Source organism: Scytonema sp. UIC 10036 (assembly GCF_009725235.1).
The window spans coordinates 1-16035 of record NZ_WJFC01000150.1; the positions used below are offsets into that span (position 1 = coordinate 1).

Consider the following 16035-nt stretch of genomic DNA (forward strand, 5'->3'; position numbering starts at 1 on the left):
TATCAATATATTTGGTTTGGTTTTAAATTTTGGTCAAATCAATCAAGTTGTCATTGTTCAGAATTTACTACTTTCAACTAATTTATATCCCGATTTATCCTCAGAACAAATCACTGAAATTACCAAATATTTAAAAACTCATTTTCCAAGTCATGCTATAATCTTTCGTTCAATTAATAATTTTGTTAGCGATGAATTATTCAATCTTTTTCAAAACAATGGCTATCACATGATAGGTAGCAGGCAAATTTACCTTTTTAATCCTAAAGACCAATCGACAATGCGGACAAAAATGAGGTGGCGATTAAAACAAGATTTAAACCTCATTCAACAGCAAGGGTATGAGGTAATTGATAGCAGTCAAATTTCTTCAGATGAGATTCCCCGATTAGTAGAATTGTATAATGCTTTGTATTTAGAAAAATACTCTTATCACAACCCTCAGTTTAACGATCGCTTCCTAGCACTGGCTCTGGAAAATAAAGCTTTACAAATTAAAGCCTTGAGAAAAGCAGGAAAAATCGATGGAGTGATTGGATTCTATGAAGTCAATGGTGTGATGACAACACCAATTTTAGGATATGACACCACCTTACCTCAAGAAGTTGGGCTATATCGAATGTTATCGGCTCTATTAACAGTGGAAGCCATAGAAAAAGGCATTGTATTACATCAAAGTTCTGGCGCAGCTTCTTTTAAAAGATTTAGAGGATTTATTAGCAATATTGAGTACAGTGCTGTTTTTTATCGGCATTTACCTTGGTGGCGACAACTGGTATGGCGATTTTTGGGAGTGTTGGTCAATAGAATGGCTGTACCATTGATGAAGAAGTATAAGTTGTGAGTTTTTTCTCTCAAGAAATACAATCTAGAGCGCCTATGTATCATATGAACCCCACTAGTTTGTTTTCCGGTAGAGCAACAGATTATGCTTTGTATCGACCAAGCTACCCAGCAGAGGCAATTACTACCATCTTAGAAGGGCTTCACTCCCCATCACAGCTAGTTGCAGCAGATATTGGAGCCGGGACAGGCATTGCTTCGCGTTTATTGGGCGATCGCTCTTTTGTTTCCACTCTGTTACAAACATTGACTGACGTTTTTTGAGTAGCCATCACCAATTTGAAGAGAATTGATGTCAAATTGTTGATAACTCACTTTTGGTTCAACTCCTGATTTCAGAATCCCGACTTCCTCGAGAAGTTGGGATTCTTACAGCGCAATCAATTTTGTGACAGTAGCTGCTGAAATTCTTCTTAACACAGTTGCTTTAAAACAAACAGCTTTAGAAGCACTCCGAACTTGTAATGCTTTTCTGTATTATATTATACCTTGTTTAAGGATAATACTAATGCAGAATTGCTTCAAGATTTGATTGAAAAGCGTAAGGATTTTTTAGAACAAAGCAAAGAGAAAATTTTCTTTATTTTAAATAAAGTAGATAGAAGATCGGAAAGAGATCGAGCGATATCATCTGTTATGACTCTATTGAAATGACGCTTGATTCTTGGAAACCAAGTTCTTTTCAAGTGGTGCGATAGCTTCGCTACTGCCTTCGGCAGATCGCAGAACCTAATAGCCACTTCTATGTGTGAAAATTCACAATCTTTATCAGTAATAAATCTGCTAGTCATATTATCTTTCCTATTAATATCTTATGACGTTTTTCATCCGAGTTAAGTAGACCCTGATGTCACCAAATGTAATCTTCTATCTTGGCGGAGGCTGTTCTGCGTTGCTCATAAACTTAGGGGTTGGTCGATAAGTTTTCAGCCTCTACCCCAAGGTAGATATATACGTCCTCTTTCTGACAGATAATCAGACATAGCATCTGCTATAGTTTCTCAAAATTTACTCAGTTCTTACTCGAACTCTCGTACTGAAAGAGGCGATTGTGCTTAAGCAACCAGAAGTCAGCCATCTTATTCGTCAACTCCGGCAGTTCACAGCACTTAGTCAGGAGCGATTTGCTGCAACATTAGGGGTTGCTTACTGCACCGTCAATCGCTGGGAAAACGGTCATATCCAGCCTTCTGCATTGGCACTCAAGCAAATTAGAACCATGCTCGAGGAGTTGAAAAATTCTCCTGATGTTACCCATCAGGAGTGGAGTCAGACAATGCTAGAACAGTACTTTCCAGAAACGGAGTCAACTGTTCGATGACTGAGGGAGATTTAGAATTTCGTATGGGTGGTCAAGGCAGGTGGAAAATTGTGCGGATCGAAGTGTTAAAATATGGCGTTGCATTGTTATCAGTTGCCTTAGCACTAGGGTTCAACCTCCTGTCTCGCCCTTATCTCGACTCAACGCTGACTCCACTATTTTTCGCCGCAGTGATGGTGAGTTCATGGTATGGGGGTTTAGGTTCGGGGTTGCTGGCAACGGCTTTGTCAACACTGGCAATTAACTACTTCTTAGTTGAGCCAATCTCTTCGCTCAGTACTCCTAATCTGGTAAACTTGGCGCGACTGAGTGTGTTCGTGATGGCAGCTATCCTCATAAATTCGCTTAACGAAGCACAACGAATCGCGCAACGAAGAGCCGAAGCAAACCTCCAGTCTCTTCGCGAAAGTGAAGCACGGTTTGGTTGTTTGGTAGAATCTAACATTATTGGGATAATTGAGGCGGATTTGAATGGTCCCATCCTGGAAGCCAACGATATTTTTCTGCAAATGGTTGGTTACACGCAGGAGGAGTTACACTCTGGTCGAGTGCATTGGCGCGAGATGACACCGCCAGAATCCCTTGAGGTGAGCGAGCGAGCGGTACAAGAACTCAAAACGACTGGAGCCTGTACCCCTTTTGAAAAGGAGTACATTCGTAAGGATGGTTCTCGTGTTTCGGTACTGCATGGTGCTGCCATGACAGGAGAAACAACGGTCATTGGTTTTGTGCTTGATTTGAGCGATCGCAAACGCTCGGAAGGAGCACAGCAAGAAGCAGCCCGTCGAGAGCGAGAATTATATTATAAGGTGCAAACAGCAAAAGAACAACTAGAAACTGTCTTAGCAAGTATCAACGACCAGTTTTTAGTCCTCGATCGCGAGTGGCGCTACATCTACATCAACGATCGCGTTAAGGAAGTTGTGGGCATATCCAGAGAAGACATGCTAGGTAAGTGTATTTGGGAGCTTTTTCCAGAGACGGTTGACACTCAGTTCTATGTGGAAGTGCATCATGCAGCAGCAGAACAGAGAATTATTCATTTTGAGTACTTCTACTCACCCTGGCAGCGCTGGTTTGAGAATCATGTTTATCCCTCAGCAACGGGCGTATCTATCCTTGTTACCGAAATCACCGCTCGCAAACGAGCAGAGGAGACTCTTCAGCGAACCAATCAAACGTTACAAACTCTGATTGATGTCTGTCCAGTCGCCATTGCTTTCTTCGATCCACAAGGAATTGTGAGGTTGTGGAATCGTGCAGCTGAAAGTACATTTGGTTGGAGTGCAGAGGAAACGATTGGACAGTTTATGCCAACGGTTCCCCATCGCCCTCAAGAATTTCTTGCCAGCATTCAAATGGTGTTGAGCGGGCAATCGCTCATTGGATTTGAAGCCAAGCATCAGCGTAAAGATGGGCGAATGGTGGATTTGGAGATTTGGGCTAATTTAACTTACGATGCGGAAGGAAATCCTGGTTGTCTCGGTATTACCCTAGATATCACCCAACGCAAACGGGCAGAAGCCGAACGGGAACAACTGTTGGCGCGTGAACAAGCCGCCCGCGAGCAAGCAGAAGCAGCTAACCGCATTAAAGATGAGTTTCTGGCAGTGCTGTCCCATGAGTTGCGATCGCCTCTCAATCCGATTTTAGGTTGGACGAAACTACTTCAGACAGGTAAGTTAGATGCACAGGCAAGCCAACGCGCTCTAGACACAATCGAACGCAATGCCAAGCTGCAAACTCAACTCATTGAGGATCTGCTTGATGTGTCCCGAATTTTACGCGGCAAGATGGCATTGACCATTTGCCCCATCAATTTAGTTACAATTATTGAATCTGCTAAGGAGACGGTGCGCTTAGCAGCAGAGGCGAAACACATTCAAATTCAAACTGTTGTGACCCTTGATAACGGGCAAGTTTCCGGAGATTCTGCACGACTGCAACAAATCGTGTGGAATTTGCTTTCCAATGCGATTAAGTTTACACCAGATGGCGGAAAGGTAGAAATTCGTTTAGACCAAATCGGCACCTATGCCCAAATACAGGTTAGGGACACAGGCATTGGTATCAGCCCTGATTTCCTACCCTATGTCTTTGATTATTTCCGACAAGAAGATGGTAAAACGACTCGCAAGTTTGGTGGACTGGGCTTAGGCTTAGCGATCGTTCGTCATTTGACCGAACTGCATGGAGGAACAGTTCATGCAGAAAGCTTTGGGGAAGGACTTGGAGCTACGTTCACCGTCAGGCTACCCTTGATGGCTTTTGCAGAAGCATCAGAGTCAGAAATTCCAACGGCTGCTCAATCGGTTGACTTAAGTCAATTGCGGATTCTGGTGGTAGATGACGATGAGGATATGCGGGATTTGGTACAGGTCATTCTAGAACAACAGGGAGCGCAAGTTACGTTGGCTGCAAGTGCTGCTGAGGCGCTGATGCTGTTCGAGCGCCAACCGCCGGATATTGTGATTAGTGACATTGGAATGCCAGATATGGATGGCTATATGCTGATGGAGCAAATTCGCAAGCGATCTCCAGAACAGGGCGGGCTGATTCGTGCAATCGCGCTAACTGCCTATGCCGGAGAATACGACCAACGCCAAGCCCTCAAAGTCGGTTTCCAGAAACATATTCCCAAGCCTGTTGAGCCAGAAGCATTAGTCAATGCAATTTCAGAACTGACTGGCTAACTCTGTACTGTTCTCAAAGTTTTGTCTTTTCCTCTCAGCCTACTTTTCTGCAATGCATGACGTTTTAGTTAATTTGTTTAGCTCGGACTTATTTATTCCCCACGGTCACTGCTACCTGTGGAAGCCCGGTTTAGTTTGGTTGCATTTAATTTCTGATTCCATCATTGCGCTTGCTTACTATTCTATTCCCCTGACCTTGTTCTACTTTGTTCGCAAGCGACAAGACTTACCGTTCTCCTGGATATTTTTGTTATTTGCAGCTTTTATTATTTCCTGTGGTACAACCCACATTGCCGAAATCTGGACACTCTGGCATCCTACTTATTGGCTATCTGGCATTATCAAAGCTGGAACTGCCGCAGTCTCATTGTTTACAGCCATAGAACTTGTGCCACTGGTTCCTCAAGCTCTGGCACTACCTAGCCCGACTCAATTAGCACAAGCAAACGAGGCATTACAAGCACAAATTGAGGAACGTTTGCAAGTTGAGAATCAACTCAGACGACTTCAAGACGAACTCGAGCAACGTGTACGGGTACGAACTGCTGAACTGATGAAAGTTAACGAGCAATTACAACAAGAAATTGATGAGCGACACCGGGCTGAAACTGCCCTGCGAGCGAGTCGCGAGCGGTTGGTTTTAGCACAACAAGTTGGCAAAATTGGCACTTGTGAATGGAATATCCAAACCGGAGAATTGATTTGGACAGAAGAGATGGAAGCTTTATTTGGGCTTGCACCAGGGAGTTTTGAGGGTAGCTATGAACATTGGTTGAAACGATTGCACCCAGACGATCGCCCAGGCGCAGATCTCGCCGCACGACGCACCGCAACAGAAGGAGCCGATTTCGACACCGAATTTCGGATTATCCTTCCTGATGGACAGATTCGCTGGGCTGCTGCCAAGGCAAAAATTTTCTATGATGATGGCGGCAAACCCGATCGCTTAATTGGAGTTAATATGGACATCACCACTCGTAAGGAAGTCCAACAAGAACTCCAACAAACCTTACAAACTTTGAGTACACTCATCCAAGCTTCGCCGTTGCCCATTGTCCTTATTGAACTGGATATGACCGTAAAACTGTGGAATATAGCAGCAGAGCAATTATTTGGCTGGAGTGAAGCAGAACTTTTAGGTCAACCCCTGCCCTTTGTCCCCAAAGAAAAGCTCGAAGAATGCCGCCAACTTCGAGAGGCTCTCACCAAGGGAGAAGTTTTTTTTGGAGTGGAAACCTATCGCCGCAAGCGCGATGGCTCAAATGTAGTGGTGAATATCTCAGCAGCGCCACTTTACGACGAGCGCGGCAGCGTCAATGAGATTTTACTCATTCTTCAAGACATTACCGAGCGCAAACGGGCAGAAGCTGAACGGGAACAACTGCTGGTGCGGGAACAAGCTGCCCGCGAGCAAGCAGAAGCAGCAAACCGCATCAAAGATGAGTTTTTAGCAGTATTGTCCCACGAGTTGCGATCGCCCCTCAATCCAATTTTAGGTTGGGCGAAATTGTTACAATCCCGTACCCTCGACGAGCAAAAGACAAAATATGCCCTAGCCACCATTGAGCGTAATGCTCAATTGCAAACGCAACTGATTGGAGATTTGCTTGATGTCTCCCGCATTTTGCAGGGTAAACTCAGCTTGAACATTGCTCCGGTTGATTTAGCCGCCACCATTAAAGCCGCCATGGAAACAGTGTGCCTCGCCGCAGAAGCCAAGTCAATTCAAATTGAAACAGCAATTAACACTACTATAGGGAAAGTTACAGGAGATTCCGGACGTATCCAGCAAATTATCTGGAATTTGTTAGCGAATGCAGTCAAGTTCACACCAGAGGGAGGACGGGTAGAGATTTGCCTCGAACGTGTTGGCACTCAAGCCCAAATTACAGTCAGCGATACAGGTAAGGGTATCAGTCCCGACTTTTTACCTTATGTTTTTGACTATTTCCGTCAGGCAGATAGTGCCACAACCCGAAAATTTGGTGGATTGGGACTGGGATTGGCAATTGTCCGCCATCTGACAGAATTACATGGGGGCTTAGTGACAGCACACAGTTTGGGAGAAGGGAAAGGAGCAACTTTCACACTCAGGCTACCACTGATGAAAAAAGGTGCCGAATTAGAAAACGAACCGAGTTCCGATTCCACAAACCCAGAGCTTGCAACTTCACCGCTTGCAGGGCTGCGAATATTAGTTGTGGATGATGAGGGAGATACTCGTGAGTATATCAGCTTTGTATTGGAGCAAGCTGGAGCGAATGTGATTTCGGCTGAATCAGCAGAGCGAGCACTGCAAATATTGGTGCAATTCACTCCAGATATTTTACTGAGTGATATTGGAATGGCAGAAATGGATGGTTATGGGTTGATACGGCAGGTGCGCGCAATGCCATCGGAACAAGGAGGAGAAATTCTGGCAATTGCTCTGACTGCTTATGCTGGAGAAATGAATCAACAACTTGCTTTAGCCGCCGGATTTCAACAGCATATTTCCAAACCTGTGGAACCAGAACAACTCATTTCGGCGATCGTTAACTTAGTTTGAATTTTTACAGCAGGGCGAGCGAGAACCAATAACCCTCCCCGATGGATTGGGGAAGGAATTGGAAATTCAATTTCCCCCTTATAAAGGGGAGAGAATTGGAAATTCAATTTCCCCCCTTTATAAGGGGGGATTAAGGGGGGTAAATCCAACTTGTGTGTACACGGTAGCCTTTTTAAGAGGAGATGGGGTGATCTGCAAGATGTGAAATCCCCAATATACCATTGAGTTTGCGTAACTCCTGTTCTGTACAAACTCCTTGCAAAGGCTTATCCCAAGGGTCAACAGGTAATTGAGGCATATAAGCAAATTCAAATACAATACCTATAGTTGGCTTTTTTTCCCACTCAGCAGAACTCAACAATCGGTCATAATATCCACCACCATAACCCAAGCGATAACCCTGGTGGTCACAGGCAACACAGGGTACGAGAATTAAATCCACTTCCATGGGATTTATGGTAGCAGCCTTGGGTGATGGTTCAATAATTCCATAAGTACCAGTTTTTACAGGATCGTCAGGCATCCAATAATGCCAGATAAGTGCATTATCAACGCACCGAGGGAATCCCCAATACCGAGAAGTGTCTGTAAATAAAAAGCTGAGATCTGGTTCTTGGCGAAAGCTGAAATAAGCCAGTATTATTTTTGACCGAGCAAAAATAGATGACTGTCGAAGGTTTTGGCAAATGCGATCGCTCTTTTGTTTCCACTCTGTTACAGACATTGACTGACGTTTTTTAAGTAGCGATCGCCTTAATTCCGTTTTTTCCATTCTAAATCTAACACCACAGCAATTCCATCCTCAACTTGTACCCCAATATACAACTATTTATCGGTCAAACATGGAAAGTAACCCCCTCAACCTAACTTAATACTTCCTATACATTGCATAAAGATAAATCTATCACTTATACTTTGAGTTTTTGTTCATATCTCGAAGGTAGTCCTAACTACTGTACGTTCGCTCATTTTGTGAGGGCGAGAGGAATTAATGCCTTACTGTACAAGGAAAAAACCTGATTCTGGATCTGATGGCGGTCATACCGTAAGATACAATTATTATAGGTCAAACACGGAAAGTAACCGTCCACGTAGTGAGCAAAAAAGTGTCCGATCTAAAATCATACGGAATCAGTCGTTATAAGGTTGTGGGTTGAGAATCTCTATATCCCCAGGCGATACTTGCCTTACTCCACCAGTAGGATATAAGTCTTCTGAATTGAGAATTTCCACAATTATTTTAGAACCCTTACTACCCAATTGATATCCACCAAAAACGGCAAATTCACCTGTACTTTTGATTTTTAAAATTAACTTGTAAACTTGCCCTGAAGGGTTAAGAGATCTGTACTCTCCACCTAACATTTGTTTCTCCTTATTCAAAAGATTTTTTAGCAATCTTGCCGCCTGTTCATTACCTTTTGGTACGAATTTGGGCAACCAATATGAAGCCTTAGCTACTTGCTGAGGCTGTTCTGATAATTTGTTAGATAGGATGGCTATAACGTGCCGGAAGCCAAGACGAGGGAGTAAATACTTTAGCCAAAGTTCTATTTCACTCGCATTTGCTTTCTCTAGTCCTCGCTCTAGAAGAAGCTCAAAATATTTTTTGTTCTTCAGTACTGCGTTAGCCAACTTTAAACCAATAACATAATCTCGTTCTAAAAGGGCGTTTATCTCATCGAACCGATCTGACTCCGCTAAACTCATCAGCCTCCGTTGTAAAGCCTTATGGTCTTCACAATCTTTATCAGTAATAAATCGGCTAGTCATATTATCTTTCCTATTAATATCTTATGACGTTTTTCATCCGAGTTAAGTAGATCCTGATGTCACCAAATGTAATCTTCTATTGTATTTTTTATTGGACTTTGGACAAAAAGAAAGCGCTTCGCGAACAGAAATGTATAGATTCAGTGAATTCGTAAGCTTAACTCCAACCATCAAGATCGCCATCTGCCGCCCCATGTCCCAAAAATTTTTCAGTATCTTGCAGCTATATCAATTTTGTGCTAAGGTCTGCTAAAATTTTTTGTCTAAAAACTCATAACCCCGTTGCCAATCAATTTCTCTGTAAGCTTGGGGAAAGAAGAAGTCAATAAATGCTTCAAAGTAAAGTTCTAACGCCTCTTTCCAAGGCGAGTCATAGTTTGCTTGTTGCTCTGTCACAAATTTTCTCTGCACTCCGGTTAATTAGTCATCAAATATACTAATGATTCAGTTAAATTCCGGGCTGTCTAAATCTATTTCTGTACAAACTCGGTGCAAAGGTTTATCCCAAGGATCTACAGGTAATTGGGGCATATAAGCAAATTCAAATACAATTCCTATGGTTGGCTTTTTTTCCCACTCAGCAGAACTCAACAATTGGTCATAATATCCACCGCCATAACCCAAGCGGTAACCTTGATAGTCACAAGCAACACAGGGTACAAGAATTAAATCCACTTCCATGGGGTTTATGGTGGAAGCGTTGGGTGATGGTTCCATAATTCCATAAGTACCAGTTTTTACAGGCTCGTTAGGCATCCAACAATGCCAAATCAATGCACGATCAACGCACCGAGGAAATCTCCAACAGCGAGAAGTGTCTGTAAATAGAAAGCTGAGATCTGGTTCTTGACGAAAGCTGAAATAAGCAAGTATTGTTTTTGACTGAGCAAAAATAGATGACTGTAGGAGGTTTTGGCAAATGCGATCGCTCTTTTGTTTCCACTCTGTTACAGACATTGACTGACGTTTTTTAAGTAGCGATCGCCTTAATTCCGTTTTTTCCATTCTAAATCTAACACCACAGCAATTCCATCCTCAACTTGTACCCCAATATACAACTATTTATCGGTCAAACATGGAAAGTAACCCCCTCAACCTAACTTAATACTTCCTATAGGACTCCTATTTGATTTTTGAAATACACGTAGGTAGGGCTAAAGCCCACCACGTAAGCTTTTGGTGGGCTTTAGCCCTACCTACAAGTACTTAGATTTTTTCACAAATCAGATAAGATTGCTATATACATTGCATTAACGATAAATCTATGACTTATGCTTTGAGTCTTTGTTCAGATCTCGAAGGTAGTCCTAACTACTCCTAAAAAAATGTCGTCATTTTGATTGTCATGATTTGGTGCTGTCAGCCAAATAAAACCTGGAGTAATGCTGATTTTTTCGTTGATTTTATACCGATAAAACCCTTCAATGTGAAACCCAGTATCTGGATCGCGGCGAGGTAAGTCTGATAAGGGTGCTGAAGTACCAGTCAATTTAGGCTGCATCCCGATGATCATCCCTCCCCAATTCCCCTTTTTGCCCAAATCAGGGAAGGCTAAGGTAATAGCCCAGTTAAACCATTGCAGAAGATTTAGAGCTAGATTCAAATCTTATAACACTTCCTTCCCATGAAGAATTAACAAACAATATAAATAGATTTTCTAACCATTTTTTACCACAAGTTTTTCAGAAGTTAGGTGAGAAAAATTTAGTACTATTACTGGATGAATTTGATGTTGTCAGGAGCGACGATGAGATATTAAATATGGGAAATAGTTTTTTTAGATATTTACAATCACTGCTAAAGCAACAAACAAAATTAGTTGTTATTCCAGTAGTAGGACGGGCTAAGGATGATTTTCAGAACCTGTTTCAGTTATTTAACAGCCCACCATACCAAGAAATTGGTTTACTTAATGAGCTAAGTGCTAGACGACTCATTACTAGACCAGCGCAGGGTCTGTTGGAGTATAACGAGGATGCCATCAAAGCTATTTTAAAACTCTCAGCAGGGCATCCCTATTTTACCCAATCTATCTGCTTTAATCTCTTTATACAAGCAACAATGGAAGAAAAATCATCAGGAGATGTACTTAAATTTAATCACGAAGGAGAACGTCAGAATAAACCCATTCTTGTTAAGGTCGAGAACAATCAGTTTAGGTGCTTGCCGCCTGACGGGGCGAAAAAAGAGCTAGAATGCAGATAAAATAAGCGACCTAGCTCTTAGACCTTGTTGATAATTGAGGATAATTTTAAAGAGTATGAAGATTAATTAAATTATAAGTAAATCAGTCAGATATATTAGTCCAAGAGCATTTTTTAGCTCCTTCACTAATGTCGTTATTACTACTTGCTACACAAGCCTATCGGCAGTATTTGAAATCTCAATTTGCATCAGATAGGCTCTATATCTCCAACTGCGTATAGATGGAAATATAACGGAGTTATTTATTTAATATAATTACTTATTATTTATTTCTGTGCTTGGATACAAGTGATACTCTAAGGGATGCGATCGCTCTGGGATTCTGTTCTAATGTTGTCAATTGTGTTTCGTAGTCTAAGAGTTTCACGCTGGGAAACTTCAGACTCATCTGACATCCCCACAGTTCATAGCTGTATTGTTGTGGTCGCCAAGAAGCTTGAGTATCTCCCAATACTGCTAGACTCACCACTTGTTGGTCATAACGGTCAAAAATCCGGTAGTGATACTGGTACATCCGCTTGGCAAGATTTGAATCTACCTGGCTCTGTATTTCTACGTGGATCAACACCCACGCTTGTTCTCCATCTCGTCGCCAGACTTTGACTAACTTGTCTACAAAAAGTTTACCAATCTCTGCTTCTTTGACGATCTGCTGAAATTCTTTGTCTAAAAACTCATAACCACGTTGCCAATCAATTTCTGTGTAAGCTTGCGGGAAGAAGAAGTCAATAAATGCTTCAAAGTAGAGTTCCAACGCCTCTTTCTAAGGCAAGTCATAGCTTGCTTGTTGCTCCGTCACAAATTTTCTCTGCACTCCAGTTTACTAGTAATAAAATATACTATCATTAAAGTTACATTCCGGTGTGTCTAAATCTATTTTTTCTCTGGCTCAAAGTTGACTATGTTATTTAAAGTACGATCTTTCGTGTGGTAGTTAAAAACCAAGTACTACATCTAATGCAGTGCGAATCATTTCCCAATATTCTTCCTCCAAGACACCCACTAAACTGAGAACTCGACTATTGTCAATAGAACGAATTTGCCCAACATCAAGATAACGGTCTCGATCTAAACCATTCGTAGGCGTTGCTATCACATTTACAACATAAGGAGCTTGTTTGCTACCAGGGCGAAGTGGTATCACAACGGTCAGAAGACCATACTGGTTCATCACGTCATTTTGAACTATTAGGCAAGAACGAGTTTTTTGTGCTTCTGCACCTACAGTTGGATCGAGTCTGACCCAACGAATCTCACCACGTCGATAAGTCAAATTACCCTGTGGCATCAATTCCATCTCCAACTACGCTATCCCAAGCGGCAATTTCAGCTTGGTAGTCTGGATCTTCAGCATCTTGCTTCAGAGCGGCTATCATTTCTGCTTCCAGAATAGCCCTACGATGTATTGATAGCACTGCATTGATGTAACCACTTCGATTTGCTGTCTTTCCAGTGACGGCGGCTTGCCGATCTATAAAGGCAAGAATTTCATCATCCAAAGTAATTGTTACTTTCTTAGCCAAGGGTATTTCTTTTTAACCTTATTTGTTTATCCTACTCATCTATCTTATCAAAAAATTGAGCTAGTACAACGAGAACGCCGATTGTTCTGGGAACGTTGTGTAGTCTATGCGCGGAGCGCACTCTATGTGCAAAGCACACGCACTCGCGTTCGCGAACGGGCTATGTAACGAATGAATTCCTAACTATACCAAAGGTTAGTTAGGGTGCGTTCAAGTGTCTGTACTCCAACGAGATATTAACCATATTATTATTAACTTATATAAACTGGTAGCCAAAAGTCGAATGACTTGATGACACCTCTACAAGAACTTCCTACTAGCTATGCTTACAAAACTGCAACTGGAACGCTTTAAAAATTTCCAAGACAGCGAACTCATTCTGGGACCTTTGACTCTTTTAGTGGGAACTAATGCCTCTGGAAAAAGTAATATTAGAGATGCCTTCCGCTTTCTTCATGGTATTTCTCGCGGTTATAATCTAGCTGAAATCATGGGAGAAAAGTATGTTGAAGTGGAGTGCTGCAGTGGCGCGGAATTCGAGGTGGTACCAGAGAAGCAGCCTTTCTAAATTCTGAAACATTTGCTTTGGAAGTCTCTTTTTATATTGACTATGACGGTAGTGTAAGAGAGGCAAGTTATCGAATAGAAGTCAATCCAAATACAGGAAGCAGACCACCAAAAGTATGTGCAGAGCATTTGCTAGTTGAAGGTTTAGAAAGCCCTATATTTGAATCTAAACAATTCTTAGAAAATCCTGAATATTCTTTATCTGTAAAAACTTATGGAGAAAGTTTTTTACCACATTCTCTTACCAGCGATCAACCTATTATTGCACAGCTTGTTTCTAGAAAATTTCCGCAAATTTTTCCAAAAAAGAAATTTTTTCTCATTCAAGAAATAGCACAAAAATCTTTAGATGCTCTCAATGATATGCGGTTTCTGGATCTTGACCCAGATGTCATGCGCTTACCCTCCTTCCCCGGACAAATTATCTTGGGCGATCGCGGCGAGAACCTCTCATCAGTACTTCAGACGATCTGTAAAGACCCCACTGGGAAGCATACTTTGCTGCAGTGGATACAAGAACTCACACCAATGGACGCAAAGGACTTTGAGTTTCCTGTAGATCTTACGGGAAAAATTTTATTGACATTAGTTGAAGAAAGCGGACAAAAAACATCTGCTTACAGTGCTTCACATGGTACACTGCGCTTTCTAGCAACAATCGCTGCTTTGCTAGGACCAGAACCAGCATCGTTTTACTTCATAATATGTTATTGAAAGTGATATCTTTCATGCGGCAGCATTGTTTGTACCGTTACCCAGGAAGAAAGCGATCGCATTCTATGTCCTTGGTGGGCTGTCTTCCCTACCTACAGTGCCTAAACTTATTTATGATTTCTATAGTTGGCTATATTACTGATGTTTAGACGGTGACAGAGTTTTCTAGGGAAGGTAAACTACAATGGCGTTTAGCAGTTACAAAAGCATTAGTGCAGTTGTTAAAAAGTTTCAAATTAAGTACGTACAATCTAATTTTATAATGGAAGTTAATTTTCCTGTCAAAGAATCTTTCCAAGAAGAATTAGATTTGTTATTTACAGATGGAGTTATTGATAATTCCGAAGATGCTATTTGTGAAAATCTTATTTATCCAGTTTTGAAAGAGGTTTGGAAACATTATCGTCGCCTATTGACACTTTGGAGTCATGAAACATTAGCTTATGATGAAGATTTATCGGGCGTTCCAGATTACACGGTGACACAGCGAAATCCTTTGGCAACGATTGTTTTTGATAAACCTTATTTTTTAACTGTTGAAGCCAAGCAAGACAAATTTGAAGAAGGTTGGGGTCAGTGCTTAGCTGAAATGATAGCGGTACAGCGAATTAATAATGATTTTGAAATGAATGTTTTTGGAATTGTTTCTAATGGCAAAATATGGCAGTTTGGCAAGTTGACTGCTGATGTTTTTACTAGAAATAAAAATATTTATGTCATTCAGGATTTAGATAAGTTATTTGCTGCTGTCAATTATGTTTTTCAACAGTGTGAGTTACAAATTAATAAGAATTTTTGATAAAAATTGCAATGACATCGTATATTTTCGAGCAAAGTGGGTAACCTATCATAAAGGCTCGCAGGTTATAAACTCATCTATGCTTACTTCACTACGAATCGCTACTTGGAATCTTGAGAAACCCAGCCCTAATGGATGGAGTAAAAATCCCTCTATTCTTGAAAAAATACACGAAATTAATGCTGATATCTGGATTTTGACTGAAACTAACGATGCTATTAATCCAGGAGAGTACTATTCTCAAGCTGCTAGTTATTCCAAACCGGAATGGAATGGTTTTAAACGTACAACTATTTGGTCTCGTTTGCCTATTATGCGGAATTGGCAAACCTATGACCCTTGGACTGGTGTTTGTGCAGAAATTTTCACTCCTATAGAAAACTTGTTAGTTTATGGAACAATTATCACATATGCTCATGATGGAGTTCTAAATCAGGAGGCAAAAATTTGGGAACGTCACTATGAATCTATCCAAAGTCATAGTCGAGATTGGAGAAAATTGAACAAGCTTTTGCCTTTATGTGTAGCTGGTGACTTTAATGAGGCTTTGAGCCAGCCTTTTAGCTACGGAACTCCTAAAGGACGAGAAATGCTTAATAAGGGATTGGAGCAAAGCAACTTAGTTTGTGTGACTGCTAATAATGAACTTGGCTATAATATCGATCATATTTGCCTGAGTTTAAAATGGGCAAAAAGAGTAAAAAATGTGAATAAATGGCAAGCTTATAAAACCAATGGTAATCCAGTTACCGACCACTTTGGTGTTTTTGTAGATTTATTTTTGAATAATCCTCCCTTAGAAGATAGAGGGTAGAAGGAAAAAGATAAAGTTGATTTGCGATAATTCGCTGTGTTCGCCCTCTAACTTCTTAAAGGATGCTGTCGCTGTTGATGGGTCAGACCCCCCTCCTCAATCCGCTTGCTTAGCCTGGGAATGCCTTAAGGGAGTTTCCGCCTCCTAAGATCGCTCTGCAGAGCCTCGCAGCCTGCATTCCCAGCCTTTGGCAGGGAACGAGAGTGGGGGATCTGTCCAATCTGCAAGGGCTCTC

The 16035-nt window shown here is 41.5% G+C and carries 17 protein-coding genes and 1 pseudogene; 10 read left to right on the forward strand and 8 right to left on the reverse strand.

What is annotated here, in order from left to right; all coding sequences use genetic code 11:
- The 5 genes from F7734_RS61205 to F7734_RS43350 all read left to right on the forward strand — a co-directional run.
- A partial coding sequence (locus F7734_RS61205; RefSeq protein WP_166482510.1) for a GNAT family N-acetyltransferase occupies nt 1–844 on the forward strand: 844 nt, incomplete at its 5' end.
- Between the two features lie 35 nt (nt 845–879).
- On the forward strand, nt 880–1107 hold the full coding sequence (locus F7734_RS43335) for a hypothetical protein (protein ID WP_243147393.1): 228 nt from the start codon (nt 880–882) through the stop codon (nt 1105–1107).
- A 787-nt stretch (nt 1108–1894) separates the two neighbouring features.
- Nucleotides 1895–2164 (forward strand): helix-turn-helix domain-containing protein, encoded by a 270-nt coding sequence (locus tag F7734_RS43340; RefSeq protein WP_347566383.1) that lies wholly within the window; start codon nt 1895–1897, stop codon nt 2162–2164.
- A complete protein-coding gene (locus tag F7734_RS43345) occupies nt 2161–4857 on the forward strand; it encodes a PAS domain S-box protein (RefSeq protein WP_243147394.1) in 2697 nt (898 codons plus the stop codon). Before F7734_RS43340 ends, F7734_RS43345 begins: the two co-directional genes overlap by 4 nt.
- A gap of 52 nt (nt 4858–4909) precedes the next feature.
- Nucleotides 4910–7405 carry a PAS domain-containing protein gene (locus F7734_RS43350; protein WP_155750560.1) on the forward strand — a complete coding sequence of 832 codons (2496 nt, stop codon included), beginning with the start codon at nt 4910–4912 and terminating at the stop codon, nt 7403–7405.
- 172 nt (nt 7406–7577) lie between these two features.
- Here F7734_RS43350 and F7734_RS43355 read toward each other — a convergent pair whose 3' ends face one another.
- From F7734_RS43355 to F7734_RS43375, 5 genes are all read right to left on the reverse strand, one after another.
- Entirely contained in the window at nt 7578–8177 is a 600-nt protein-coding gene (locus tag F7734_RS43355) for a 5-formyltetrahydrofolate cyclo-ligase (protein ID WP_155750561.1), read from the reverse strand.
- 359 nt (nt 8178–8536) lie between these two features.
- Nucleotides 8537–9178 carry a hypothetical protein gene (locus tag F7734_RS43360; protein WP_155750562.1) on the reverse strand — a complete coding sequence of 214 codons (642 nt, stop codon included), beginning with the start codon at nt 9176–9178 and terminating at the stop codon, nt 8537–8539.
- Between the two features lie 249 nt (nt 9179–9427).
- Nucleotides 9428–9574 (reverse strand): hypothetical protein, encoded by a 147-nt coding sequence (locus F7734_RS43365; RefSeq protein ID WP_243147395.1) that lies wholly within the window; start codon nt 9572–9574, stop codon nt 9428–9430.
- 48 nt (nt 9575–9622) lie between these two features.
- Nucleotides 9623–10183 (reverse strand): 5-formyltetrahydrofolate cyclo-ligase, encoded by a 561-nt coding sequence (locus F7734_RS43370; protein WP_155750563.1) that lies wholly within the window; start codon nt 10181–10183, stop codon nt 9623–9625.
- A gap of 283 nt (nt 10184–10466) precedes the next feature.
- Entirely contained in the window at nt 10467–10781 is a 315-nt protein-coding gene (locus F7734_RS43375; protein ID WP_155750564.1) for an iron uptake porin, read from the reverse strand.
- A 158-nt stretch (nt 10782–10939) separates the two neighbouring features.
- On the opposite strand from F7734_RS43375, the gene F7734_RS43380 reads away from it, so the two are divergent.
- Nucleotides 10940–11383: a hypothetical protein gene (locus tag F7734_RS43380; protein ID WP_155750565.1), complete on the forward strand. Its 444-nt coding sequence runs from the start codon at nt 10940–10942 to the stop codon at nt 11381–11383.
- A 307-nt stretch (nt 11384–11690) separates the two neighbouring features.
- Here the strand turns inward: F7734_RS43380 and F7734_RS43385 are convergent.
- The 3 genes and pseudogenes from F7734_RS43385 to F7734_RS43395 form a co-directional block, all read right to left on the reverse strand.
- Nucleotides 11691–12137, reverse strand: a pseudogene (locus F7734_RS43385) (Rpn family recombination-promoting nuclease/putative transposase); the annotation flags it as partial.
- A 180-nt stretch (nt 12138–12317) separates the two neighbouring features.
- Nucleotides 12318–12671, reverse strand: coding sequence for a type II toxin-antitoxin system PemK/MazF family toxin (locus F7734_RS43390; RefSeq protein ID WP_017748047.1), 354 nt, complete (start codon nt 12669–12671; stop codon nt 12318–12320).
- Complete coding sequence (locus F7734_RS43395; RefSeq protein ID WP_155750566.1) at nt 12658–12906, reverse strand: CopG family transcriptional regulator; 249 nt, start codon at nt 12904–12906, stop codon at nt 12658–12660. The genes F7734_RS43390 and F7734_RS43395 overlap by 14 nt, the downstream gene beginning before the upstream one ends.
- Before the next feature lie 322 nt (nt 12907–13228).
- Between F7734_RS43395 and F7734_RS43400 the strand changes: the two genes are divergently transcribed.
- The 4 genes from F7734_RS43400 (at nt 13229) to F7734_RS43415 (ending at nt 15800) form a co-directional block, all read left to right on the forward strand.
- On the forward strand, nt 13229–13474 hold the full coding sequence (locus F7734_RS43400) for an AAA family ATPase (protein WP_155750567.1): 246 nt from the start codon (nt 13229–13231) through the stop codon (nt 13472–13474).
- Complete coding sequence (locus F7734_RS43405) at nt 13423–14187, forward strand: hypothetical protein (RefSeq protein ID WP_155750568.1); 765 nt, start codon at nt 13423–13425, stop codon at nt 14185–14187. The genes F7734_RS43400 and F7734_RS43405 overlap by 52 nt, the downstream gene beginning before the upstream one ends.
- 184 nt (nt 14188–14371) lie before the next feature.
- Nucleotides 14372–14986, forward strand: coding sequence for a hypothetical protein (locus F7734_RS43410; protein WP_155750569.1), 615 nt, complete (start codon nt 14372–14374; stop codon nt 14984–14986).
- Nucleotides 14987–15065: 79 nt separating this feature from the next.
- Nucleotides 15066–15800: an endonuclease/exonuclease/phosphatase family protein gene (locus F7734_RS43415; protein ID WP_155750570.1), complete on the forward strand. Its 735-nt coding sequence runs from the start codon at nt 15066–15068 to the stop codon at nt 15798–15800.
- The last annotated feature ends 235 nt before the right edge of the window (nt 15801–16035 follow it).

What these genes read in the sequence shown, in the direction of transcription:
- F7734_RS43380 (WP_155750565.1), top strand. Translation starts at nt 10,940, where the DNA reads ATGGGAAATAGTTTTTTTAGATATTTACAATCACTGCTAAAGCAACAA.
- F7734_RS43410 (WP_155750569.1), top strand. Translation starts at nt 14,372, where the DNA reads ATGGCGTTTAGCAGTTACAAAAGCATTAGTGCAGTTGTTAAAAAGTTT.
- F7734_RS43400 (WP_155750567.1), top strand. Translation starts at nt 13,229, where the DNA reads ATGCTTACAAAACTGCAACTGGAACGCTTTAAAAATTTCCAAGACAGC.
- F7734_RS43345 (WP_243147394.1), top strand. Translation starts at nt 2,161, where the DNA reads ATGACTGAGGGAGATTTAGAATTTCGTATGGGTGGTCAAGGCAGGTGG.
- F7734_RS43415 (WP_155750570.1), top strand. Translation starts at nt 15,066, where the DNA reads ATGCTTACTTCACTACGAATCGCTACTTGGAATCTTGAGAAACCCAGC.
- F7734_RS43355 (WP_155750561.1), bottom strand. Translation starts at nt 8,177, where the DNA reads ATGGAAAAAACGGAATTAAGGCGATCGCTACTTAAAAAACGTCAGTCA.
- F7734_RS43350 (WP_155750560.1), top strand. Translation starts at nt 4,910, where the DNA reads ATGCATGACGTTTTAGTTAATTTGTTTAGCTCGGACTTATTTATTCCC.
- F7734_RS43370 (WP_155750563.1), bottom strand. Translation starts at nt 10,183, where the DNA reads ATGGAAAAAACGGAATTAAGGCGATCGCTACTTAAAAAACGTCAGTCA.
- F7734_RS43390 (WP_017748047.1), bottom strand. Translation starts at nt 12,671, where the DNA reads ATGCCACAGGGTAATTTGACTTATCGACGTGGTGAGATTCGTTGGGTC.
- F7734_RS43335 (WP_243147393.1), top strand. Translation starts at nt 880, where the DNA reads ATGTATCATATGAACCCCACTAGTTTGTTTTCCGGTAGAGCAACAGAT.
- F7734_RS43360 (WP_155750562.1), bottom strand. Translation starts at nt 9,178, where the DNA reads ATGACTAGCCGATTTATTACTGATAAAGATTGTGAAGACCATAAGGCT.